The organism is Paenochrobactrum gallinarii (assembly GCF_014205685.1).
Classification (GTDB): Bacteria; Pseudomonadota; Alphaproteobacteria; order Rhizobiales; family Rhizobiaceae; genus Paenochrobactrum; species Paenochrobactrum gallinarii.
Window position 1 is genome coordinate 40,484 of sequence record NZ_JACIIU010000008.1, and the last position, 21,828, is coordinate 62,311.

Genomic DNA, 21,828 nt, shown 5'->3' on the forward strand with positions numbered 1-21,828 from the left:
ATTTTAATTTTTATCAGCGGTTGCCTGTTGCAAGAACTTTAACACCGCCTGCCATGAAGCTTCATTAGCTTGCGCATTATGCTTGGCATCGCCGCCCATTGTCGTCAGATTGCCGTTGACCGGATGAGCATGGACAATCTGTGTGGCCGGCACATATGGAAACAGGATCGAATGACCTGCTTCCGGCAGATTATACCACTCCACCGGAAAGGCATGTTTAGCCGCCAGCAAACTCGACTGCACCAGCAGCGAATAATAATCTGACGGCCATGCACCATCATCACCACCGGAAATCAGCATCACCGGACCAGCAATTTTCTCAACCGGAATACGCGCAATACGCATAGCCTCAGGATCGGCCAATGCAGTGTGCATGGCAAGACTATTGCGGCGCGGCTGCTCGCCGTCATCATAAGGTTTCCAACTGGCAAAGCGGTTATTATCCCAGATATGGGTCAGCGGTTTGCCCTGATAGAGCCAGCATGGGCCATCGCGCCCAAATTGCGGATCAGCTGCTGCCTGTCCGCCATGCACAAAAGCACTTGGAACATAGCCAATCACTGCCGAGACTTTTTCAGGGAACGTGGAGCCCAGCAGCAAGACAAGTTCACCGCCGCGCGACTGGCCGCTAATGGCAACAAAATCATCCTTCGGCTTGACTGTTTCACGCAGCCAATCAAGACCTTTTTCGAAATATTCCAATGGAGTGTTGGAGATATATTTCGGCAGGCCTTCTGCGCCAAAATAGCCAAGTGCCAAAGCATGGTAGCCGCGAGACGCATAAAGAGCCGCGCGTGGCTCATTGATGCCGCCACCCGAACCGTTCATGATCATCACAGCAGGTGCAGGCTGATCACCGGCTGCACGGTAAAGCGTACCGACAAGACCGTTAACCCGCACCTCTTCACGCGTGACACCATCTGCCATCAATGTCTGGATGAGGTGTGCGTCCGCATTTTTCTCACCCTCACGAACAGTCAGCACTGTTTCAAGCGGCTGCGACAAATCTTTATTAAACTGCGGCAGCATGCCTTCACGGCCATGATGCTGCGCCCAGATCAGCCCCATTGCGGACACGCCCTGATAATCACCTGAAAGAGGTGCGTCACGGGTGAGGTCAACGACACCTTGCGCGTCCGCTTCAAATACAGCTTCACTCGTCCACTCAAAGCCTGCACGATTGGTCAGGCTCTGAACCGTGATTTTGCTATGAGGCGTTGCGCCGGAAATAGTAATCCGGCGCTCCACATCAATCAGCGCAACCTCTGGTTCAACTGATATTTTTAACATTATGTTTGTCCTTAGTCGGCTTTGATTTTGCTGACCTGCATCGCAACGGTGCGGTCACTGTTCCAAGGCACAACTTTCAGATCATCACGCGCAGCCCAGATATTTTTATAATGGAACAGCGGAATGATGCCGACATCTTTCGCAACGATCTTAACGGCATCGCGAATGATTTCTTCACGCTTGGCATTGTCAAACTCAGACGTTACATCCGCCAGCGCCTTGTCAAATTCAGCACTGCTATAATTGCCCCAGTTGGAAGCGCCCAAGCCTTTTTCTTTGTTTGGTGTCGCCAGAATTGAGGTCATGGCATAGGTGCCTTCACCGGTACCATTGCCCCAGCCAATCATGGTCATGGCATATTCGCCCTTATTCGCATTGCCGGAATAAACCGAGAATGGTACCACTTCCACTTGTGTTTCCACACCAACACGTGACCAGAACTGTGCCAGAGCCTGTGCGGTTTCAGGGCCTTGCGGGTAACGATCACTTGGAACGTGGATGGTCATTTTAAAACCATCCGGATATCCGGCCTCAGCCAAAAGCTCTTTGGCTTTTGCTGCATCAAACGGAATATCTTTCGTGTCCGGATCATAGCCGAAGGTGCCTTCAGGCATCCACTGATTGGCAGAAGTTGCACCATTTTGCATGATGCGGCTGACAATGCCTTCACGATTAATCGCCAGATTCAGTGCTTCACGCACTTTCTGGTTCAAAAGCGGATTTTCCTTCAAAGGATTACCAGCTTTGTCAGTAATATATTTGGATGGTTCAGGATTAAAGCTCGGCTGCATGATAAGTGCGCGCAAACCCGGATAAGCATAGACCTTAACGCCTTCGGATTTTTCCAGCTTGGCAATGTCTGCAACCGAAACTTTGTCGATCACATCCACGTCTTTGGCCAGAAGAGCAGCCGTACGGGCAGGACCATTATTGATATAGCGATAAGTGACATTTTCCCATTCAGGCTTATCGCCCCAATAGGCATCATTGCGCTTCATCAAAACACGGTCGCCAGGGGTATAACCTGCATAATTGTAAGGCCCGTTACTGACCATCGCCTTGCCGCTATTATAGTCTTCGGTGGTTGATTTTTCACCGACATGCTTGCTGACAATATAGAGATTATACAATGACACAGGCAGCAAAGGATCAGGCACAGTAGTTTTGATGATCAGATGATGGTCATCAATGATTTCCACTTTATCAACGGTACGGATAAAGCCTTTAACGGTGGCAACACTGCCCGGAACATCAAGGGCGCGCTCATAGGAAAACGCCACGTCCTCAGCGACAATCGGCTTGCCATCCGACCAGACAGCATTTTCATGCAATGTGAATTCCCATGTCAGCGGATCGATATTGCGCCATGACTTGGCAACACCAGGCTCCATCTTAATAGGATCTTTTCCAGTTAACCCATTCCAAAAATGCTTAGCAACAGAGTGATCACCCGCATGGTTATTCAATTGCGGATCAATCGAAGAAACCGGATCGGCAAAACCGATGCGCAGATCTTCCGCCATCGCATTGGCAGAAAATAGAAAGGTTGTCATTGCGAGGGCACTGAAGAGATTTTTCATGCGTTTAACTCCTGTTGAGCCATAGGATTTTGTGATTGGGGGATATCGTTGAGATGGCAGGCGCTGATGTGTTTCTCGCCCACTTTTTTCAATGCCGGTCGTTCAACGCGGCACCGGTCAAAGGCAAGCGGACAGCGCGGATGGAAATGGCAGCCTTTCGGCGGATTGATCGGGCTTGGAATTTCACCCTTAATCGCCGAATAAGATTTACTGCGCTGCGCAAGATCAGGCACTTCCGAGAGCAGCATTTTCGTGTAAGGATGGTTCGGACGCGCAAAGAATTCCTTTGCCGGAGCGTCTTCCACCACACGACCTAAATACATAATCAGCACACGGTCGCACACATGGCGCACCGCACGCAAATCATGACTGATAAACAGATAGGTCAAATCCAGCTCTTCGCGCAAATCCATAAAAAGATTGAGAATTTGCGCCTGAATCGACACATCCAGTGCCGCAATGGATTCATCACAGACCAGAAAACGCGGATTAAGCGAAAGCGCACGCGCAATGCTGATACGCTGACGCTGACCACCGGAAAACTGGTGCGGAAAGCGGGTGCGAATAGCCGGATCAAGACCCACGCGCTGCAATTGCCGGCTCACATAATCGTCAAAACCGGCGCGATCTGTCAGGCCATGCACCAATGGTGCTTCACCGATGGCTTTATCAATGCGCTTGCGCGGATTGAGGCTTGCCTGCGGATCCTGAAAAATCATCTGCACATCAAGATGGGTTTTGTTGTCGCGTGATGGTCCTTTGCCATAGACCTTTACCTCACCGCTGCTCGGGCTCATCAAACCGGCAGCGATGCGGCCAAGTGTGGATTTACCGGAACCGGATTCACCCACCAGCCCGACAAACTCACCGGCACGAATAGTGACATTCACCCCGTCCAGCGCGTGCACGACAGGGCGCGGGCGTGAAAGACCCATTTTTTCACTTAAAGCTGAACCGCCGCCGCCAAAGCGCTTTTCGATATTTTGCATTTGCAGAACAATTGCCCGCTGCTCTGCCGGAATATCATGTATTTTATTCGTCATGGCCGCAGCTCCTGCATAGTATCCGTCATCGCAACCGGATGAAAACAACGATAGCGATGGTGATCAGAGCCGGTAAATTCCGGCTGCTCCTGACAGGCCTCAGTGGCATAACCGCAGCGCGCCGCAAATGCGCAGCCCTTTGGCGGATTAAACATGTTTGGCGCTATTCCCGGAATTTGCTGCAACCGCGTACCCGGCTCTGCATTACCAGGCAAACTGCCGATCAGACCTGTTGTATAAGGATGACGCGGCGCATCTAACACATCACCGACATTACCGGTTTCGACAATCCGTCCGGCATACATCACCGACAAAGTATCGGCGATGCCAGCCACCACTGACAGATCATGAGTGATCCAGATCAGTGCCATATTGGTAGCTTTAACAAGCCCCTGCACTTCCGCCAGAATTTGCGACTGGATAGACACATCAAGCGCGGTAGTCGGCTCATCGGCAATGATCAGATCAGGCTTGTTAAGCATGGCGATAGCCAGTGCCACACGCTGACGCATACCGCCTGACAACTGATGCGGATAAGCATCCAGACGGCTTTCAGGGCTTGGAACACCGGTTGCACCCAGCACATCGCGTGCCCGCTGGCGGGCATCGGCATAAGAAATTTTCTCATGTGCTTGCAAGGCTTCGATCATCTGTTCAGAGATACGCAGCACCGGATTAAGCGTCATCATCGGATCCTGAAAGACCATCGCGATGCGGTTGCCCTGCAAATGCCGAAGCTGTTTCGCGCTATATTTGGTGATGTCCTCGCCTTTGAAGCGGACTTCACCAGAAACAATACGACCCGGACGATCAATCAGACCCAGCACCGAGAAACCGGTGACGGATTTACCTGAGCCCGATTCACCCACCAATCCCATTGTTTGGCCAGCGCGCAAACTGAAAGAAACATCTTCCACCGCATGCAAAACGCCTGCTTGTGTGTAAAATCGCGTGCACAGATTGCGCACATCCAGCAATAAATCACTCATGATAAAGCCCTCGGATTAAACACATCACGCAGGCGGTCGGCCACGAGATTGATCGCCACAATAGAAATCAGCAATGCCAGACCAGGGAAAAAACTGATCCAGTAATCACCCGACAACATATATTGAAAACCATTGGAAACGAGCAAACCAAGTGACGGCTCTGTCACCGGCACACCAAGCCCCAGAAAGCTTAGTGTTGCTTCCAGCGTGATGGCGCGCGCGATTTGCAATGTACCTATGACCAGTAATGGCGGCATGCAGTTCGGCAAAATGTGACCCAGCAAAATGCGAAGCGGTGAAAGACCAAGACCACGGGCAGATTCCACATAGTCACGCTGGCTTTCAACCATGGCCTGACCACGCGCTGTACGAGCGTAATAAGCCCATTCCAGCAGCACCAATGTGATCACCACATTACCGACACCGCGACCAAAAGCGGCCAGCATCAAAAGCGCCACAAGAATAGATGGCAGCGACATCACGAGATCTACAAATCGCATCAGCAAAGCGTCGGTTTTACCGCCGACATAGGCCGCTACCAGACCCAGCACAATGCCGATCACACCGGCAATGGTTGCCGAACCAATGCCCACCACCAGACTGGTGCGCAAACCATAAAGGATGGCCGAAAACAGATCACGTCCCTGCCCGTCAGTGCCAAGCAGATAGGTGTAACCATCGTTCATATTGGTTTCGCCGGGGGCAAGACGCGCATCCATCACGTCAATGGCCATCATGTCATAAGGGTCTTGCGGCGCGATGAAAGGTGCAAAAATTGCAGCAAATGCAATCAACACACAAAGCACAAGGCCAAAGACAGCCAAAGGCGAGCGCAGGAACATCCGGATATTTTCCGCAACCGGCGAGCGTGGGGGTTTTGTGAGAGCCAGGGTCATGCCGCAGCCTCCGTTCTGACGCGCGGATCAAGGACGCGATAAAGAATATCAACGACAAGATTAATCGTCACAAACAGTGTCACCACTACCATCAGATAGGCAACAACCACAGGGCGATCGAGCGCATTGATACTATCAAGAATGAGTTTACCGGCACCCGGCCACGAGAAAATATTCTCCGTCACCACGGCAAAGGCAACGGTTGAACCAAACTCAATACCAAGGACGGTCACCAGCGGGATCATCACATTGCGCAAGATATGACGGCGCACGACACGCAAAGGCGACAAACCTTTGGCACGGGCAAAACGCACATAATCAAGCGATTTCACCTCGCGAACACCGGCATTGGTGAGGCGGATGACCAGTGACACTTTAAACATTGCCAGATTGATCGCGGGCAACAGCATATGGCGAAGACCATCAAGGGTAAGGAATGACCATTCCACCCCGAAAAGCCGCACAGTTGTGCCGCGCCCACTGGCAGGTAGCAGCCCGAGCGAGACACTGAATGTCATAATTAACAGCAAACCAACCCAGAAAGTCGGCAGCGAAAAGCCCAGAATGCTGCCGGTTGTGATCAGCTTGGCAAAGGGATTATCAGGCTTTAATCCGGCAAAAAGACCAAGCGGAATACCGATGAAGACAGCAAAAATCATCGCCAGCACCGCCAGTTCCAGCGTAGCTGGCAGACGTTGCAAAATCAGTGTCACCGCAGGTGTATTATAGACAAAGCTATTGCCCAGATCGCCCTGCAAAGCGCTTTTCAAAAACAGCCAATATTGCTGCCAGACCGGCAGGTCGAGACCGAGACGTTCAATCAGCTCTGCACGGTCGGCTTGGGTTGCATCCGGCGACAGCAGAATATCTGCCGGATTACCGATCATATGCAGCCCTAAGAATACGATCACCGACATAATCAGCAGCACAACAGCGGCCTGAGCTAATCGTTTGATGAGCCAGACAGTAAAATTCATGCCAGTTCCTCAAGATCGCTCTGGTTGTAATTATCAGCTGCCGTCCATTCATCACCGAAGACTTCCGGCTCATCATAGCTCTTGGCATTAGCAAAATGCTGCTCGATATCTTCTTGATAAAGCGTGGCAGCAATGCCTTGCGATAAGCGCTGCGCGCCTTCGCTGATTGACGGAATATCACCCGACACACCGCCATGCGACATCATCGCCGGATAACAGAAGCAATGAATGCGGGACAAACCTTCCGCTTCCACACCCGCTTTTGGCAGAAATTCAAATGCAGGGCCCAGGTCCGGCGCTTCCGTCAAAGAGCGGTCTTCATTGCCGCTCAGTGGTGCCAAGCGCTCTTCCCATGTGCGGGCTTTGCAGGCGATTTCCGCCAGAAAGGCTTTTTGGCGCCAATCAATCTGAAAACCGGTTGAGGCGATAACAAAATCAAACTGACGACGACCTTGCGGCGTGGTAATTTCAATCTTGTCCCCTTCGACGGTAATTTTCTCAAGCGACGCGCCGAGTTGGAAAAAAGCGTTTTTATGACGGCTGACACGCAGCACACTGGCGCGCGGAGGCGGCACTTGTTCGGCACCGACATAGCTGTAAATGGCAAGTTTTGTGCGGCCATCAAGATTTTGCATACCATAGACAGCGCCCGGATTGCCCATGCCTTTGCCACGGTTGATACGCGGAATATCCTTACGGCGAATGAGCAGATCAACGCGTGCAGCGCCTGCTTCCAGTGCTGTACCGGCACTATCCATCGCCGATGCACCAGCACCGATCACGGCAATATTCTTGCCCTTCAGGCTGTTATAATCATACTCATCCGAAGAATGTGCCCAGAAATGGCGCGGCAAACTGCTGATGATTTCCGGCACATAAGGGCCGCCCAAACCATCACGTCCGGTGGCAAGCACCACATGGCGCGCGCGTATGGTGCGGCTGCCTTCCGCTGTTTCCATTTCCAAAACAGTGTAATCTGCTTGCGGTTTAATCAGCGTGATACGATGGCCATTGCGTACTTCCACATTAAGCACATCACGGAACCAGCGCAGATAATCCATCCATTGCAGGCGCGGAATTTTATCCAGCTCTTCCCATTTTTCCTCGCCAAACTGTGCGGTAAACCATGCGCGGAAGGTCAAAGACGGAATACCAAGGGCCGGACCTGTCAGGCTTTTAGGCGAACGCAGAGTTTCCATGCGCGCTGTTGTTGCCCACGGGCCTTCAAAACCTTTTGGACGCGCATCAAAAATAACCGTACGGATACCCAGATGCTTGAGCGATGCCGCCGCAGACAAACCTGCCATGCCGCCGCCGATCACCGCCACATCCAGCAGTGTCTGGCCCTGTGCCTGTTTGACCGGCACCCACTCATTGGCAGGAATAGTCAGATATTCCAGATCGCGGGCAACCAGCTGGTTCAAATCTTCAAGAGATGATGGAAAATTTTTCATAATCAGTCCTCCAGCAATGCAAGCTGGGCAATCAATGATTGATGTTCTTCGGGCGAATGGATTTTAAAACCCGGTACGAGTTTATGGGCGGCATCTTCAAGAGCGGAAACCAGTTCCAATGCTGTTTCGCCAAGCTGCACGCCATTATGGCTGATGACACCAAAGCAATATGGAATATCAAGTTCCAGCGGCAGCAAAGTAATACCGTCCAAAGGCGTTCCGGCTGAAGTTACCGGCTCAACAATGCCCACGGTTCCTGAAGGGCCGCCGGCACCGGCGCGGATCAGCGCCAATGCGTTCATGGTTGAATTAGTGCGGATCAACCCGCCCGTTTCAATCTTGTTACTTTTCAAAGTCTGGCGGATACGAGCCGGAAGCCCGCGCACATTCGACATTTCCACCAAGGTACGGCTTTTAATCACCGATAGCGGTATGCCGCCTGTTTCTTTCGCCAACGGATCATCCGAGCGCACCGCCAAAAGACAAGGCGCGCAACCAAACCAATGGGTGGTCTGGTCACGATGTTGTAATGGCAAAGATGTAGCGCCAATATCAGCATCATGAGATAAAACAGAACTTCGCACCCGTTCAGGTGTATCGGTTTGAATAGTAATGCGTTTTGCACCATCCATGCCTGTTTTTTGATTCAGGGACGCCCAGGCATGAGGTACCAAACCAAAAGCCAAAGCCGATATGCAAGAAATGCGCACCGGACGCGACTTTAAATTGGCAACCTCCTGCGCCCGCTCCCACACTTCGGCAACCCCTGCCAAAGCGCGCTCGACATCATCGCGCAGCAACATACCCTGCTGGGTCAGAGCCAGACGCTGCCCCACCCGGACAAACAGCTTTTGCCCGAGGTCACGCTCCAGATCCTGAATAATACGGCTGACGGAAGGCTGCGAAAGTTGCAATCTTTTGGCAGCAGCCGTTACGCTGCCCAGAGTTGCCACTTCCAGATAGGCTTCCAAAGCCTTTAAATTGCGCATAATCTCTCCCTGTCTGCCGGTTTAGGGGCAGCGAAAATGCTCGGATAAAACAAAGTCAGATGTTTATTTGACCGGATCGCCCAGCACATGCATCAAGCGGTTTGCCCAGCCAAACATGGCTGTGGAAAGCACCAGATCAACGGCTTCTTCTTTGTTCAGGCCAACTTCTGCCAAGCGCTTCGCGTCTGCGCCATCTGTCTTTGGCGGAAACTGCGAAAGCTTCAGCGCAAAGTCAAAAATCGCCTGATTTTTCGGATCGAGCTGTGCTTTTTCGCCTTCAAGGAAAAGCTTATCGGTCACGCTTTCATCGCGGCTCAGCTGCGCATGGCGCTGTGCATGAACGGCAGCACAATAAATGCACTGATTGACAACTGAAGCACCAAGTGCGCCCAATTCACGTTCTGCACGACCCAACCCGCCTTTGCCATACATCACTGCATTGAAAAGCGGCGAGCGAACATTGAGGCTTTCCGGATCATGCGCCAAAACCAGCACATAATCTGACACTTTGGTGTTAGACGGCGTTACTTTCAACGCATCCAGCTGTTCGGGCGATGCCTCAGCAAGCACAACCGGCTTTACGCGCGGGCGCCATTCTGGCACGGTCTTGGTGAATTTATGAATAACTTCGCTCATTACGCCTGCTCCCCTTCGATCAATGATGCAAGACCTGCAGCCACTCGGATCTGATAGGCAAGGAAAGCATTCAATTCACACAAACGAACAATATCGGCATCGGCCACACCAGCCTGCTGCAACGCCGAAATATCTTCGGCTGCAATGGCTTTGGCGTTATTGGCCACTTTATCCATAAAAGTGACAACCTTTTGCTGAACCAGATCGGACGGCACATAATCCACAGCCGCAAGTGCGGCATAAGGTGATCCGGCAGCAGCTTTGCCGTAAATATTGGCCAGATAAGGATTGTTGTTTGCAGTTGCGATACGTGTTGCAAGAGCTGCACGAAAATCATGCGGCCATGAACCACCATCAGCAGGCGCCAACACAGCAGCCTGCGCCTGACGTGTCATAGTAAACACATCCTGACGCGCCCTTAAAGCATCAAATGGCGGAGTATCTTCAACATCGCCCGCAAGCCACAGGCTTACGGTCTCCAAAGCAGATTTGTTCATTTCATTCCCCTGACAGTGCTGTCGTTCCCATTTGCGAACCAATCCCCAACACTGCTTCCCGCTGTATGGTATTAGTTGTTTTATGGATAATGCAACACTGTTTATTCATTTTTTAAATAACCTGTCATCGTCGATTACGACTGTCAACCGTTTTTACAAGCCAACAGAATAATTTTATAATTCCTCAAAGCGTAGGAACAGCCGGGGAAATGCTGCCTTGGCAAGCTCATGCCAATTCAGTGCAACGTCTATTCAACCTAGCTTATGCGGAGCAAAAAATTGGGGCAAACCCGCCTAATTTTGCCTCATGCCGTAAATGATTTTCTTAAAAAAGCACGATTAAGGGTAAAAAAAATTGCAAAGAACCAAAATTTCGCAGAATCAAAGCGCACAGTGAAAGAGCTGAATATTGCCCTTATTTATGCGTAAAAGCACATATGCCGCCGATAATAATATCGGCGGCATATGTATTCAAATGTCACGTTTTCTTTATGATTTTGCAGGCGCACCAATCAGGCGCATACGCAGGAAATTCGAAATTGCGTCGATAATATAGACCATCACGATGATGAGAATAATGATCGACCACACCTCATCCCAGCGATAAGCAGAAATACGATCCGACAGGATAAAGCCGATACCACCAGCACCGACAATACCTAAAATTGTACCTGAGCGGACATTCGATTCAAAATTGTAAAGCGTGATCGACAGCAATACCGGCATCACCTGCGGCATCACGCCAAAGCGCACCGCCTGCTGGCGGGAACCGCCGGAAGCCACCACACCTTCCACCGGCTTTTTAGAAATATTTTCAATTGCTTCGGCATAAAGTTTGGCCAGCACACCAATTTCACCCACTGCAATTGCCAGCACACCCGCTAAAGGCCCCAGGCCAAAAGCACGGATGAAAATCAATGCCAGAATAAGCGTTTCAAAGGCGCGGATAATGTCAAAACCGCGTCTGACACCAAAGCGAAACAAGATAAAACGATTTAGATTTTTGGCACCCAGAAACGAAAGCGGGAGTGCAAAAATCGCGCCTAGCGTCGTGCCTAACACAGCAATTGCCAAGGTTTCCTGCAAGCCTTTGCTGATCTCGGCAATTTCGCGGGCATCAAAGCCGGTATAAGGCGGCAGCATGAAAGATAACACGCTGCCTAATTTGCCAAGCCCGCTCCAAATGCGTTGCGGCGTGATGTTGAACTCCCACAAGCACCAGGCAAAAAGCGCCGAAACAACACCAAAAATCACTGCTCGTTTTAAACGGACGGAAAACGGTTTGACGAACAGCTCCGGCATTTTCTCCTTCAGTTCATTATCTGAAAGATTTGGCGTCAACATGGTCATGCGTGTTTCTCCAGTCCGATAATATGATGGCGGAGCTTTTCAGATGCCCAATCGATGACGAATACTGTCAGGAAAATGATGATAAATAGTGCTGAAAGATCGGTATATTCCTGCAGGCTTACGGCTGTACGCAGTTCTTGACCCAAACCGCCGGCGCCGACAAAACCGATCACTGAAGAAGAGCGAACATTGATCTCAAAGCGCAGCAATGTGTAGCTCAGCGTGTTTGGCAGCACCTGCGGCACAACACCATAGCGCATCTGGTCAAACCAGCTGCCACCGGAAGCCTTGATACCTTCAACCGGACGCATATCAATGTTTTCATTGGCTTCGGCGTATAACTTGCCCAATGAGCCTGTGCTGTGCAGCGCAATGGCCAACACACCGGCCAAAGGCCCGACACCAAAACAGAAAACAAAAATCAACGCAAAAACCAGTTCCGGCACTGTGCGCGCAATTTCAAGATAACGGCGTGTCAGCCACATAATCCAGCGGCTAGGAGCAAGATTTCGCGATGCAGTGAAGGATAATAAAAAACCACCTGCAACGCCCAAAATCGTTGCCATAAAAGCGATCATCACGGTTTCGAGCAATAGTTTTGCCCAAATATGCCCGCGCCAGAACCAATGCTGCAAATCAGCCCAGAGTGTTGATAAACTTAATTCAGGAATGGTTTTCCAGATATAATCGCCAAGGCGCGGCAGGCCTGCCAGCAAAATCCAGCGTTCGGCTCTGGTGCCGTCTGTCTGGGTCACCTGTGTGACATGAAAGAAATTGGCATAATTGGCAGTCAGAATAATCAAAAGCCCGAAAAACAATGTCGAGCCCCAGAAAATCATCCGGCTGCGGCGGCGATGCTGCGTATATTTGCGGGTAAATTCTGCAATATGTTCTGCTTGGGTCGGTGCATTATTGGCTGGTGCACCCAAGCCTGCAACTCCGATAGTACCTGCATATGCGCTCATATCTGCCCACTCCTGTGATTAGACTGAGCCCGCCCTTGCTGTTTTGCAGACAACAAAGACGGGCCTAAGTGATTTTGATATTAGCTGCGGCGCTGTTTCTTCAACCAATCACGCATTTCAATGATCCATTGATAGCGCTCGTGATTGACTTCGACATAGCCTTTTTGTTCGACGTATCGCCGCCAGAAATAGACTGGAATGCAACCGGATCAGCTTCCGGTGCTTTCATGTAAGCATCTTTAATGGCTGCAACCAAATCCTGTGGCAGATTGGCACGAACAGTAATCGGGCCATTGGTGATTTCAGGTGACGTCCAGATTTTGCAAACCTCACCGTCTTTGATCATGCCTTTGTTAACCATGCGAACAGGCACACCATCTTTGCCGTCAATATCGGAGATATAAGTGGCGGCGGCGTCAAAAGAACCCGCGACAACACCTTGTACGCCAGCTTCATGGCTACCGGAGAAGGTCACACTGCCGAAATATTCATTCGGATTAAAACCCTGCTGTACCAAGTTGTAAAATGGCACGGCGTAACCGGATGTGCTGTCCGGATCTGCAAAAGCAACGGCCTTGCCTTTCAGGTCTTCAATCTTTTTATAAGGGCCGTCGCAGCGCGTTATGATGACCGAATAATAACCGGTTGCACCGCTCATTTCCTGAGATGCCAGCAACGGCACCACACCGCCATTGGTTTCGGTGTAAGCGGCTGCATAAGCAGACGAACCAACAGAAGCGACTTCAATCTGATCTGCGGCCAAAGCCTGAATGATACCATCATAGCTGCCAGCGGTGAAAAGCTCGACCTCAACGCCGAGTGTTTTCTCCATATAAGCTTTCCACGGCTCATAACGCTTCATGCGATCGGCTTCATTTTCAGACGATGTGATGCCAATCCGCACGATGCGGTAATCATCTTTCCAGTTTTGTGCAGACACAGGAAGGCTGGTCGCTGCAAGCAGTGCAGCGGTCAAAAGAATACGCATTGTTGAATTTCCTAAAAATCAGGCCGGGACACTGGCGTGTGCGGCAGTTGAAGTAACAGCTTCATTGATTTCATTCAGCCCGCTCTCGCCATAGAGATCACGGACAACATCTGAGGTCAGATCTTGCGGCTTTCCGTCAAAAATGACCTGCCCCATACGCATTGCTATGATACGGTCAGAATAATGGCGTGCCGTATCCAATGTATGCAAATTAACCAGAACAGTCATACCATCTTCACGGTTGATGCGGCGCAGCGCATCCATCACGCGGGTCGCATTGCCCGGATCAAGACTGGCGATTGGCTCGTCTGCCAGCAAAATTTTTGCTCTTTGCACAAGCGCGCGGGCAATCGCCACACGCTGCTGCTGGCCACCAGACAGGGTTCCGGCCAGTTGAAGGGCTCGCGGCACCAGCCCCAAACGATCCAGCGCCCTGATCGCCTCGGCGCGTTCTTCATCAGAAAAACGCATCGTCATCGACGATAAAAAGCCGTGATCCGCAAGGCGACCGACCAAAACATTGGTCAAGACATCCAAGCGCTCCACCAGATTAAACTGCTGGAAAATCATTGCACAATCACGTCGCCAATAGCGCAGATCGCTATTGCGCAATTGAGTGATATTGGTATTCCCAAGGCGAATTTCGCCGTGGCTTGGTTCTGCCAGACGGTTAATCAACCGCAAAAGGGTTGATTTTCCCGCTCCCGAGGGGCCAATTATACTAACAAACTGGCCCTGCGGGATATCAAGGCTAACCTGATCAACGGCACGGGTCTGGCCATAAATACGGGAAAGCTGATTGAGTGAGAGTGTCTGTGTTTCCATGAGAATACTATCGCAGACGCTTACGACAAGAGAGAGTCATTCGGATGAATTTTCAATGACATTTCTTTTTGCACCATCAATGACGCAAACTGCCGTCGGAATAGATCACCCGACCCTGACGAATTGTCATGACCGGACGCCCCAGACCTTGCGTGTTAACAATGACAAAATCGGCCAGTTTACCGGCGTCAATAGTGCCGCGATCATGAAGCCCCATTGCCTTTGCAGCATTGGTTGAGCTTAGTTTTGCAGCCCCTGCAAGCCCGTTTTTATCAGCTTTTGCAAGTTCCAAAACCGCAGGCGCCATAGCGGACGGGTGATAATCGGCTGCCAAAATATCCAAAAGACCTTCACGATGCGCTTCGCGCGCAGATAAATTGCCCGAATAGCTTTCCCCGCGTAAGGCATTAGGCGCGCCCATCGCATTGGCCAAGCCTTTTTCACGCGCTTTGCGGGCAGCTGCCAATGTTACCGGAAATTCGCTGATATCGGCACCAAGGGCGTACATAAGCTCAACTTTTTCCACCGTATCATCATCATGGCTGGCAAGCGCCACCTGATGCTCTTTACAAAGCTTCGAAATGGCATCCAATGTGGCGGTCATTTCGCTGGCAGGCAGTGTACGGTCTTTGATGCGATGGGCAATTGTTTCGGCCGCTTCTTCATAAGAAATGCCTTTATCCTGCTGCATACCTTTAATCATGCGCTCAATATCGCGATATTGCCCTTGGCCTGGTGTATGATCCATCAATGAGACCAGATCCACATTATTTTCTTTCACCAAAGCTTCAATAACCGCCAGAGCCGCCGGAAAGGTAATTTCCATACGTGTATGCACTTTATGATCCACCAACAGATCATTTTTCATAGCTTTCAAAGCGCGGATCACCGTACTTGTGTGTTCATAACTACGCAAATGGCCGTAAGTAGAACTCGGGCTGAAAGACAAAGCTGCATAAGCTGTAGTAATACCTGATGTGGCCAGCTTGCGATCGAGATCACGTAAGCCCAGCTCTATCGGCATGCGCACATTCGGGCGCGGCTCCACTTCACGCTCAATCATATCGCCGTGCATATCGATAAAGCCCGGCATCAAAATATTGCCCTGCCCGTCAAGGCAGGCACTTTCATTCACACTATCACTGATTTCACTGATGACGCCGTTTTCCACTTTCACGGCACCATTTGTAAGGACTTGATCAGGAAGAACAATTTGCAGATTACTAAGCCACATTGGCCATTTCCTTTTGCGACAGGTCAATTTCACCATCAATCAATTCAGCAACATCATCAGGGTGATGGAAAACCCCGATCATAGCGACACCTTTCGTTTTCAAATCCGCTAGGCGTCGCACCAATGCACTGCGCGCACCTGCATCCAGCGAAGCGGTCGGCTCATCCAGCATCAACAAACGCTGCGGCATGATAAGGGCGCGTGCCAGATTGACCTTTTGCTGTTCACCACCGGAAAATGTAGAAGGATAGGCCGCCCATAGTTCAGGTTTTACACCAAATTCAGCCAACAGCTTTCTGGCTTCATCCAAAGACTCTGCCGATGAAAAGCCGGCCAGACGCAATGGTTCGGCGACAATTTCCTCGGCAGGCACACGCGGACGCGCCAGCAAAAACTGAGTAACAAAGCCGATTTCTTTGCGACGCAGCTGCAAAATATCAACATCAGCCGCACGCGCCATATCAATGCGCCCGTCTTCCATGTTCAGCCAGGCATGGCCACCGGTCGGGCGATAGCTGCGGTAAATCGTGCGTAGCAAAGTGGATTTACCAGCACCATTATGCCCCCGCAGCAGCAAAAATTGCCCCGCATGTAATTTAAAACTGATATTTTGAAAGGCACCAAGGCGCTGTCCCAAATGGTGCATATCAAAATGCTTACAGAAATTTTCAATTTCTAAAACTGGCTTATTGGGCATGTCTGTTTCCTCACAGTTTCGCATGCACAAGCGCTTGCGTATAAGAATGCTGCGGATCTTGGAAAATCTGATCGGCCAAACCCTGCTCAACCACACGGCCACGGCGCATGACCACCACACGGTCGGCCATAGTGCGGATGACACCCAGATCATGGCTGACAATCACCATCGTGATATTACGCTCCCGTTGCAGACGTTTGAGCGTATCAAGCACCAAAGCCTGTACTGAAACATCAAGGCCGGTCGTCGGCTCATCTAACAGTAGCAAAGTTGGCTCCAGCGCGATGGCCTTGGCAAGCTGCACACGCTGCTGCATACCGCCCGACAATTCAATCGGCGGTGCATCCATACGCACGATCGGAAATTCCGAAGCTTCCAATGCGGTTTTGGCTTTCTCACGCAGTGTCGCAAAACGGCGTTCACCAGCGATCAGCAAGCGCTCGGCCACATTACCGGAAGACGAATTATGCATCAAAAGCCCGAGATGAGGATTTTGATATACAATACCGATACGCTGCGCACGCAACATCCGGCGCTCATAGCTGGAAAGTGCAAATAGATTGTCGCTTGCCCCTTCAATTGCCAGCTGATAATCGCCGCTGTCCGGTGTGTCTTCCAAATTCATCAAACGCAAAAGCGTTGATTTACCCGAGCCCGATTCACCGACAATGCCTAAAACTTCGCCCGGAAAAACTTCCACCGAGACATCATCAAGCGCGGTGACATCACCATAATGGCGCGTGATATTGTTCATTTGCAAAATTGGCTTAGTGGTCATTAATTGCGGTGCAAGAAGCTGCATCGCGCCTGATGCCGCACTGTCATAATCCTGAAGCTTCATTTCATCTCACCATTTTCATACCATGTATTGCCGATTTCAACGGCTTCGCCTTCGCTTTGCTGAATGGCCTTGATGCCGAAATTACTGTCGGAAACTTCAAACAGCGAACCGCCGTTGTCTTGCGGAATTTCATTCATGAAGAAGCCTTCAACACCGGAGCGATGGCAGGTCAGTTTGGCGTGATCTTCCACCTGATAAGGCACATCGGAAAACACCAGCGGCTCTACTTTGGTGTATGGCGGCACCGCATAAATGCGTTTTTCACGCCCTGCCGACAAAAAGGTCAGATGTTTCGCCATATTAAGCTTCGGCACATCCCAGCGCGGGATCGGCGATGGTGTCATCACATGACGACCATTGACAAGTGCGGGATAAGAAGCCCCTTGCATGATGCGGCCTGAGCGCACCAATTGTTCATAAAGCACCAACCAAAGACGGCCATAATCTGCATCCGCATGCATCTCACGCGCAATCGACATATTCGGCTCGACAGGGCGCAAAGGCTCCGGATTTGGCACTTGCAGCACCAAAATCTGGTCTTCTCCCATCACTTCTTCAGGTATACGGTGTCGCGATTGAATGATGGTTGCTTCACGCGTATCCCATGTTTCACCCGCACCCGAAACACGGCTGACAAATTTGCGGATCGAAGCCGCATTCACGCTGTCATCTGCGCCCTGATCAATGACTTTGACCACGGATTTCGGGTTTACAAGCGTTAAAGTTACCTGCAAACCGCCGGTTCCCCAACCACGCGCCATTGGCACTTCACGGCTGGCATAAGGCATCTGACAGCCTGGAACCGCAATGGCTTTCAGCATTTTGCGGCGTATTTCGCGCTTGGCCGAAGCATCCAGAAAACCGTAGCTCATAGCGCTCCACGGCTTGGTCAATTGGGTAAGAGCATTCATAGGGCCGGCTCCTCTTCACGCGCATCAGATTTTGCATTGTCTTGTTGACCAGATGCGTTCTTTTGAGCATCGCGGATTGCATCCAGCGACGATTGGAAGGTCACATAATGCGGCAATTTAAAGTGAATACAGAAGCCTGACGCTTCCACCGGTTCAGTGTGGTAAAGGAAGAATTCTTCCTCAACCGGCGAGCCTTTTGCAGCCCCTTCCGCATTCAAATCCAGCGTGGCAGCGGAAATAACCTTGACCTCGTTCCAGCCTAATGTGGCGGAGAAACCAAGGCTCAAGCCTTTGGCTTTTTTATCGACCACTTCCGCCTGCGAAATCTTCACACGGCCAACAGAAAATTCTGTGCCTGAAGGGTGTGTAACCACCACATCCGCCTCACCAAGGCGCAGCTCATTGACGGTTGGATGCGCATTGCCATAGCCACGCATGGCTGAGTAGCCAAGTGCCAGCAGGCCGCCCGTATCAGCACGCGCCAAGCTTTGCAATGTATGTGCGCGTGGCGAAGGAAAAAGCAGCGGCTCACGGGTAATGTCGGGAATATCCTCCCGGGGCACGTCTGCATGCGGGTAATCCTGAACCAGACCTTGTGACTTTTGCCATGCAGCAAGCGAAGGATGACAGGCAGGAGCCGGCTTATTCGCAGGGGTTACAGGTTCGGGCTCAAAATCATGGGCGTCCAGCACTTCTGTTGCCAAAATGCGATGCGAATAATCAAGTGTCGGGCCTAAAATCTGTCCGCCCGGAATGTCTTTAAATGCTGCCGAGATACGGCGATGCGTTATAATTTCATCTTGCAAAACCGGCTTAGCAATTGCCAGACGCGGCTGTGTTGTACGCCATGCACGCAACAACAAAACGGCTTCATACAGATCACCACCGGTTTGGCTCAATGCCAGTGCTGCCAGATCGGGTTCATAAAGCGATGCCTCACCCATCACACGGTCAATCAACAAAGGCAGTGCCTTTTTTACTTCATCAACCCGTTGATGACTGATCGTTCCCATCATCGACCGATATAGACATTCAGCCTGATGAATGGCGTGTTCACCGCCACGTGTTGCGACATAAGCCATTATTGCACCTCAATTTTTGTAGAGCGCGGCAGGCTCAGCACTTGCTCGCCATCAACTAAAATCAAATCAAAACCAGATGGATAGCGAATGCGCTTATTGCGTATGTCCCAAAGCTTCGGATCAATTTGCGGCGCAATAATTTCTGTTGTTTCAATACCCGGACCGGTCAGGATCAAAGCCTGCCCACCGCTCAGTTTGGCCTGCATCACAATGGTTGCCGCTTCATCCGGATAAAGCGCATCACAGGTCTTTGCCTGCATCAAAGCTGCCTGCGCATCATTAACGGTAAAGAGAAAATCAGCTTCGTCCGGTTTGGCATTCAATGCGCCGGTCAGCGACACAAAATTGTGCAGTGCCTCATCATCACAATGAAAGCTGGTTTCATTATCAACCAGCGCCAATGCAATTTCCTGCATGGTTTGTGTGGTTGATTGCCCATGTGGCAACGACAAAATTTTACCCGGGCGCGCAGCCGTATTCATCAACACGTCAAACACAGCATTATCGCGTGCTTCATCCGCATCAGGCGTGATAACTGTCTGCATAGTCATCAAAATGTCTCCATCTGAACACGTGTTGCTTCCACATGACGCAAGACATCTTCATCCATTTTACTGATGTTTTTTTCGCCCTCTACGACAAAATTGCTGATTTCCTCGACGGCATTTTGTGCCGCAAAGCTTAAATCAATCACCGCCATAGCCATGGCCTGCTCCAAATCACGGCCAATTACCATGCCATAGCCCTGCAAGCCCTGATCATTTTGGATATGCGCTTCTGCCACCAACACTTCGCCTAAATGAAAATCAGTGGATTTGACGGTGTCGCGCATCGGCAGCATTACAAGGCCGGTACGGTTTTTCAGCACATTGATGTCAGCGTGCTGATTGAGAAGTTTTTCGGCAAATGCTTTCACAGGTTCCTTCGGCATACGCGCCAGAACACTCAGCATCCGGCCGTGCGTCATCGTTCCCCCTGCAAACAGGGAGCTGCATTGTTCAGCCATGCTTTTTCCTTAATTAGCCCTTGGAAATAGCCTTTGGTTTTTTTAAACCTCCGGCGTCTCCTCATTTAAAGTTCAGTCTTTGATAAGAAGCCGGCCTACTGACCTTCTTCTCGTTCTTCGAAGGTAAATTTTACGCGATCTGACGCCCAGATGCCTTCTGAATAAGCAATCGGTCGGCGGGCAGAATCCGAGTCCGTTTTACACACCACCAGCACCGGCTGCGCTGCATGCTGACGCAGCATTTGCGCTTCATCTTTTTCTGCACGGCGGGCATAGATTGATGTGGTCAGACGAAAATAATCCTGAATTCCATAATGACGATAGACATCGGTAATCGGTACGTTTTTCTGCCGCAAAGCTGGCAGATCCGCAAAGCGTGCTGCATCATGATAAGAATATCCAAGGCAAATCGGCACACCGTCAGCCATGCCCTGACTAAAGAGACAATGTACCGGCGTTCCTTCCGCCAATTGCAGAGCCTTGGCCACAACTGATGATGCAGGGCACAATTCATAACCGATGACACTACCGCCCGGCACCACACCTTGCGCGCGCAAGTTTTGCCGGAAACGCGCACGACGACCAATATTATAATCAATCAGCGGTGCATCTTCTACAAAGATGCCGCGGCCATGCTCGACCCTTAATTTGCCTTCAACGGCAAGCGCATCGATAGCGCGGCGCACAGAATGTCGCCCTACGCCGAACTTCTGACAGAGCTCCGGTTCGGTCGGCAATTTTTCACCCGAAAGAATGCTACCTTTGGTAATATCCTCAGCGATTTCATCACGAATTATCTGCCACTGTTCCCGCAACTTAAAAGCCTCATAGTCATTCGGATGACTTATGTTTTAGCTATAGTTTGTGTAGGGCGTATGAAACTAGCGAGACAAGTTCATGACCTTCAGCATTAATTTTATCGTGATAAACCGCTAACAACAAAAAGCCCCGATCATCGGGGCTTTTTGTTGTTATCAAATGACGATGAACAATAAATTTTACGCTTTAAACCTTCTCAAATGCTGTAAAAAGGCCTCAATCGCAAAAGAGACATCGCCGGAATTGTCGATTGTAACGACATCTGATGCATCATCATCGAAGCGGACTTCTCGAGCAAGACGTGCTGCAATGTCCTGTGCTGTTTCGCGGCCTCGTGCAGCCAATCGCTTTGCCAACACATCGGAACGTGCCGTAATCATAACCACCGAACGACATGGATAATTGGCACGAATTTCATCAAGTACACGGCGCGAGACATTCGCGATCATTATCGCACCTTTGGCGATTTCTTCGTCTATTGAGCGCGGCAAAGCATAGTTTAAACCATGAGCCTGCCAGTGAAGCGCAAAAGCACCTTCTGCAACGGCCTGAGCAAATTCATCTTCATTCAGCGTGTCATGATCTTCTGTGCCTGCCATTTGCGGACGCGTTATAATACGACGAGCAAAATGAAAACGATCATCATCTTTCAGCGCTTCACGCGCAGCATCCATGATTGTATCTTTACCGGCTCCGCTGGGGCCTACAACCGCAATGAAACAGCCTTGGGAATTCTCATTCTGCATTGATGTTACAGGC

Annotated in this window: 23 protein-coding genes; all 23 read right to left on the reverse strand. The window is 50.7% G+C overall.

The window, feature by feature from the left end:
• Nucleotides 1–3 precede the first annotated feature (3 nt).
• Complete coding sequence (locus FHS77_RS09525; RefSeq protein WP_184222727.1) at nucleotides 4–1,290, reverse strand: acyl-CoA thioesterase/bile acid-CoA:amino acid N-acyltransferase family protein; 1,287 nt, start codon at nucleotides 1,288–1,290, stop codon at nucleotides 4–6.
• Between the two features lie 11 nt (nucleotides 1,291–1,301).
• On the reverse strand, nucleotides 1,302–2,870 hold the full coding sequence (locus FHS77_RS09530; RefSeq protein ID WP_184222729.1) for an ABC transporter substrate-binding protein: 1,569 nt from the start codon (nucleotides 2,868–2,870) through the stop codon (nucleotides 1,302–1,304).
• Complete coding sequence (locus tag FHS77_RS09535) at nucleotides 2,867–3,913, reverse strand: ABC transporter ATP-binding protein (RefSeq protein WP_184222731.1); 1,047 nt, start codon at nucleotides 3,911–3,913, stop codon at nucleotides 2,867–2,869. Before FHS77_RS09535 ends, FHS77_RS09530 begins: the two co-directional genes overlap by 4 nt.
• Nucleotides 3,910–4,902: an ABC transporter ATP-binding protein gene (locus FHS77_RS09540; protein ID WP_184222733.1), complete on the reverse strand. Its 993-nt coding sequence runs from the start codon at nucleotides 4,900–4,902 to the stop codon at nucleotides 3,910–3,912. Before FHS77_RS09540 ends, FHS77_RS09535 begins: the two co-directional genes overlap by 4 nt.
• Nucleotides 4,899–5,798 carry an ABC transporter permease gene (locus tag FHS77_RS09545; RefSeq protein ID WP_184222736.1) on the reverse strand — a complete coding sequence of 300 codons (900 nt, stop codon included), beginning with the start codon at nucleotides 5,796–5,798 and terminating at the stop codon, nucleotides 4,899–4,901. Before FHS77_RS09545 ends, FHS77_RS09540 begins: the two co-directional genes overlap by 4 nt.
• The gene (locus FHS77_RS09550; protein ID WP_184222738.1) at nucleotides 5,795–6,775 is read right to left on the reverse strand and encodes an ABC transporter permease; all 981 of its coding nucleotides are present in this window, start codon (nucleotides 6,773–6,775) and stop codon (nucleotides 5,795–5,797) included. Before FHS77_RS09550 ends, FHS77_RS09545 begins: the two co-directional genes overlap by 4 nt.
• Nucleotides 6,772–8,229 (reverse strand): NAD(P)-binding domain-containing protein, encoded by a 1,458-nt coding sequence (locus FHS77_RS09555; protein WP_184222740.1) that lies wholly within the window; start codon nucleotides 8,227–8,229, stop codon nucleotides 6,772–6,774. The genes FHS77_RS09550 and FHS77_RS09555 overlap by 4 nt, the downstream gene beginning before the upstream one ends.
• 2 nt (nucleotides 8,230–8,231) lie before the next feature.
• A complete protein-coding gene (locus FHS77_RS09560; RefSeq protein ID WP_184222742.1) occupies nucleotides 8,232–9,218 on the reverse strand; it encodes a LysR family transcriptional regulator in 987 nt (328 codons plus the stop codon).
• A gap of 63 nt (nucleotides 9,219–9,281) precedes the next feature.
• On the reverse strand, nucleotides 9,282–9,854 hold the full coding sequence (locus tag FHS77_RS09565; protein WP_184222744.1) for a peroxidase-related enzyme: 573 nt from the start codon (nucleotides 9,852–9,854) through the stop codon (nucleotides 9,282–9,284).
• Nucleotides 9,854–10,351, reverse strand: coding sequence for a hypothetical protein (locus FHS77_RS09570; protein ID WP_184222746.1), 498 nt, complete (start codon nucleotides 10,349–10,351; stop codon nucleotides 9,854–9,856). Before FHS77_RS09570 ends, FHS77_RS09565 begins: the two co-directional genes overlap by 1 nt.
• A gap of 489 nt (nucleotides 10,352–10,840) precedes the next feature.
• Nucleotides 10,841–11,701 carry a phosphonate ABC transporter, permease protein PhnE gene (gene phnE, locus FHS77_RS09575; RefSeq protein ID WP_184222748.1) on the reverse strand — a complete coding sequence of 287 codons (861 nt, stop codon included), beginning with the start codon at nucleotides 11,699–11,701 and terminating at the stop codon, nucleotides 10,841–10,843.
• Nucleotides 11,698–12,666 (reverse strand): phosphonate ABC transporter, permease protein PhnE, encoded by a 969-nt coding sequence (gene phnE, locus FHS77_RS09580; RefSeq protein WP_184222750.1) that lies wholly within the window; start codon nucleotides 12,664–12,666, stop codon nucleotides 11,698–11,700. Before phnE (FHS77_RS09580) ends, phnE (FHS77_RS09575) begins: the two co-directional genes overlap by 4 nt.
• Before the next feature lie 100 nt (nucleotides 12,667–12,766).
• Nucleotides 12,767–13,654: a phosphate/phosphite/phosphonate ABC transporter substrate-binding protein gene (phnD, locus tag FHS77_RS09585; protein WP_210307091.1), complete on the reverse strand. Its 888-nt coding sequence runs from the start codon at nucleotides 13,652–13,654 to the stop codon at nucleotides 12,767–12,769.
• 18 nt (nucleotides 13,655–13,672) lie between these two features.
• Nucleotides 13,673–14,479, reverse strand: a complete 807-nt coding sequence (gene phnC, locus FHS77_RS09590) for a phosphonate ABC transporter ATP-binding protein (RefSeq protein ID WP_184222752.1) — start codon at nucleotides 14,477–14,479, stop codon at nucleotides 13,673–13,675.
• Nucleotides 14,480–14,555: 76 nt separating this feature from the next.
• A complete protein-coding gene (locus FHS77_RS09595; protein ID WP_184222754.1) occupies nucleotides 14,556–15,713 on the reverse strand; it encodes an alpha-D-ribose 1-methylphosphonate 5-triphosphate diphosphatase in 1,158 nt (385 codons plus the stop codon).
• Complete coding sequence (locus FHS77_RS09600) at nucleotides 15,703–16,410, reverse strand: phosphonate C-P lyase system protein PhnL (RefSeq protein ID WP_184222756.1); 708 nt, start codon at nucleotides 16,408–16,410, stop codon at nucleotides 15,703–15,705. Before FHS77_RS09600 ends, FHS77_RS09595 begins: the two co-directional genes overlap by 11 nt.
• Before the next feature lie 10 nt (nucleotides 16,411–16,420).
• On the reverse strand, nucleotides 16,421–17,251 hold the full coding sequence (locus FHS77_RS09605) for an ATP-binding cassette domain-containing protein (RefSeq protein WP_184222758.1): 831 nt from the start codon (nucleotides 17,249–17,251) through the stop codon (nucleotides 16,421–16,423).
• Entirely contained in the window at nucleotides 17,248–18,162 is a 915-nt protein-coding gene (locus tag FHS77_RS09610; protein ID WP_184222760.1) for an alpha-D-ribose 1-methylphosphonate 5-phosphate C-P-lyase PhnJ, read from the reverse strand. The genes FHS77_RS09605 and FHS77_RS09610 overlap by 4 nt, the downstream gene beginning before the upstream one ends.
• Nucleotides 18,159–19,244 carry a carbon-phosphorus lyase complex subunit PhnI gene (locus FHS77_RS09615; protein WP_184222762.1) on the reverse strand — a complete coding sequence of 362 codons (1,086 nt, stop codon included), beginning with the start codon at nucleotides 19,242–19,244 and terminating at the stop codon, nucleotides 18,159–18,161. Before FHS77_RS09615 ends, FHS77_RS09610 begins: the two co-directional genes overlap by 4 nt.
• Nucleotides 19,244–19,795 (reverse strand): phosphonate C-P lyase system protein PhnH, encoded by a 552-nt coding sequence (gene phnH / locus FHS77_RS09620; RefSeq protein ID WP_184222764.1) that lies wholly within the window; start codon nucleotides 19,793–19,795, stop codon nucleotides 19,244–19,246. Before phnH ends, FHS77_RS09615 begins: the two co-directional genes overlap by 1 nt.
• The gene (gene phnG / locus FHS77_RS09625; RefSeq protein ID WP_210307092.1) at nucleotides 19,795–20,250 is read right to left on the reverse strand and encodes a phosphonate C-P lyase system protein PhnG; all 456 of its coding nucleotides are present in this window, start codon (nucleotides 20,248–20,250) and stop codon (nucleotides 19,795–19,797) included. Before phnG ends, phnH begins: the two co-directional genes overlap by 1 nt.
• A gap of 95 nt (nucleotides 20,251–20,345) precedes the next feature.
• Nucleotides 20,346–21,065, reverse strand: coding sequence for a phosphonate metabolism transcriptional regulator PhnF (phnF, locus tag FHS77_RS09630; RefSeq protein ID WP_184222766.1), 720 nt, complete (start codon nucleotides 21,063–21,065; stop codon nucleotides 20,346–20,348).
• Nucleotides 21,066–21,248: 183 nt separating this feature from the next.
• The gene (gene phnN / locus FHS77_RS09635) at nucleotides 21,249–21,815 is read right to left on the reverse strand and encodes a phosphonate metabolism protein/1,5-bisphosphokinase (PRPP-forming) PhnN (RefSeq protein ID WP_184222768.1); all 567 of its coding nucleotides are present in this window, start codon (nucleotides 21,813–21,815) and stop codon (nucleotides 21,249–21,251) included.
• Nucleotides 21,816–21,828: the final 13 nt, after the last annotated feature.

Excerpts from the sequence above, each read along its gene's own strand:
- FHS77_RS09525 (WP_184222727.1), bottom strand. The coding sequence starts at position 1,290 with ATGTTAAAAATATCAGTTGAACCAGAGGTTGCGCTGATTGATGTGGAG.
- FHS77_RS09530 (WP_184222729.1), bottom strand. The coding sequence starts at position 2,870 with ATGAAAAATCTCTTCAGTGCCCTCGCAATGACAACCTTTCTATTTTCT.
- FHS77_RS09535 (WP_184222731.1), bottom strand. The coding sequence starts at position 3,913 with ATGACGAATAAAATACATGATATTCCGGCAGAGCAGCGGGCAATTGTT.
- FHS77_RS09540 (WP_184222733.1), bottom strand. The coding sequence starts at position 4,902 with ATGAGTGATTTATTGCTGGATGTGCGCAATCTGTGCACGCGATTTTAC.
- FHS77_RS09545 (WP_184222736.1), bottom strand. The coding sequence starts at position 5,798 with ATGACCCTGGCTCTCACAAAACCCCCACGCTCGCCGGTTGCGGAAAAT.
- FHS77_RS09550 (WP_184222738.1), bottom strand. The coding sequence starts at position 6,775 with ATGAATTTTACTGTCTGGCTCATCAAACGATTAGCTCAGGCCGCTGTT.
- FHS77_RS09555 (WP_184222740.1), bottom strand. The coding sequence starts at position 8,229 with ATGAAAAATTTTCCATCATCTCTTGAAGATTTGAACCAGCTGGTTGCC.
- FHS77_RS09560 (WP_184222742.1), bottom strand. The coding sequence starts at position 9,218 with ATGCGCAATTTAAAGGCTTTGGAAGCCTATCTGGAAGTGGCAACTCTG.
- FHS77_RS09565 (WP_184222744.1), bottom strand. The coding sequence starts at position 9,854 with ATGAGCGAAGTTATTCATAAATTCACCAAGACCGTGCCAGAATGGCGC.
- FHS77_RS09570 (WP_184222746.1), bottom strand. The coding sequence starts at position 10,351 with ATGAACAAATCTGCTTTGGAGACCGTAAGCCTGTGGCTTGCGGGCGAT.
- phnE (WP_184222748.1), bottom strand. The coding sequence starts at position 11,701 with ATGACCATGTTGACGCCAAATCTTTCAGATAATGAACTGAAGGAGAAA.
- phnE (WP_184222750.1), bottom strand. The coding sequence starts at position 12,666 with ATGAGCGCATATGCAGGTACTATCGGAGTTGCAGGCTTGGGTGCACCA.
- phnD (WP_210307091.1), bottom strand. The coding sequence starts at position 13,654 with ATGCGTATTCTTTTGACCGCTGCACTGCTTGCAGCGACCAGCCTTCCT.
- phnC (WP_184222752.1), bottom strand. The coding sequence starts at position 14,479 with ATGGAAACACAGACACTCTCACTCAATCAGCTTTCCCGTATTTATGGC.
- FHS77_RS09595 (WP_184222754.1), bottom strand. The coding sequence starts at position 15,713 with ATGTGGCTTAGTAATCTGCAAATTGTTCTTCCTGATCAAGTCCTTACA.
- FHS77_RS09600 (WP_184222756.1), bottom strand. The coding sequence starts at position 16,410 with ATGCCCAATAAGCCAGTTTTAGAAATTGAAAATTTCTGTAAGCATTTT.
- FHS77_RS09605 (WP_184222758.1), bottom strand. The coding sequence starts at position 17,251 with ATGAAGCTTCAGGATTATGACAGTGCGGCATCAGGCGCGATGCAGCTT.
- FHS77_RS09610 (WP_184222760.1), bottom strand. The coding sequence starts at position 18,162 with ATGAATGCTCTTACCCAATTGACCAAGCCGTGGAGCGCTATGAGCTAC.
- FHS77_RS09615 (WP_184222762.1), bottom strand. The coding sequence starts at position 19,244 with ATGGCTTATGTCGCAACACGTGGCGGTGAACACGCCATTCATCAGGCT.
- phnH (WP_184222764.1), bottom strand. The coding sequence starts at position 19,795 with ATGACTATGCAGACAGTTATCACGCCTGATGCGGATGAAGCACGCGAT.
- phnG (WP_210307092.1), bottom strand. The coding sequence starts at position 20,250 with ATGGCTGAACAATGCAGCTCCCTGTTTGCAGGGGGAACGATGACGCAC.
- phnN (WP_184222768.1), bottom strand. The coding sequence starts at position 21,815 with ATGCAGAATGAGAATTCCCAAGGCTGTTTCATTGCGGTTGTAGGCCCC.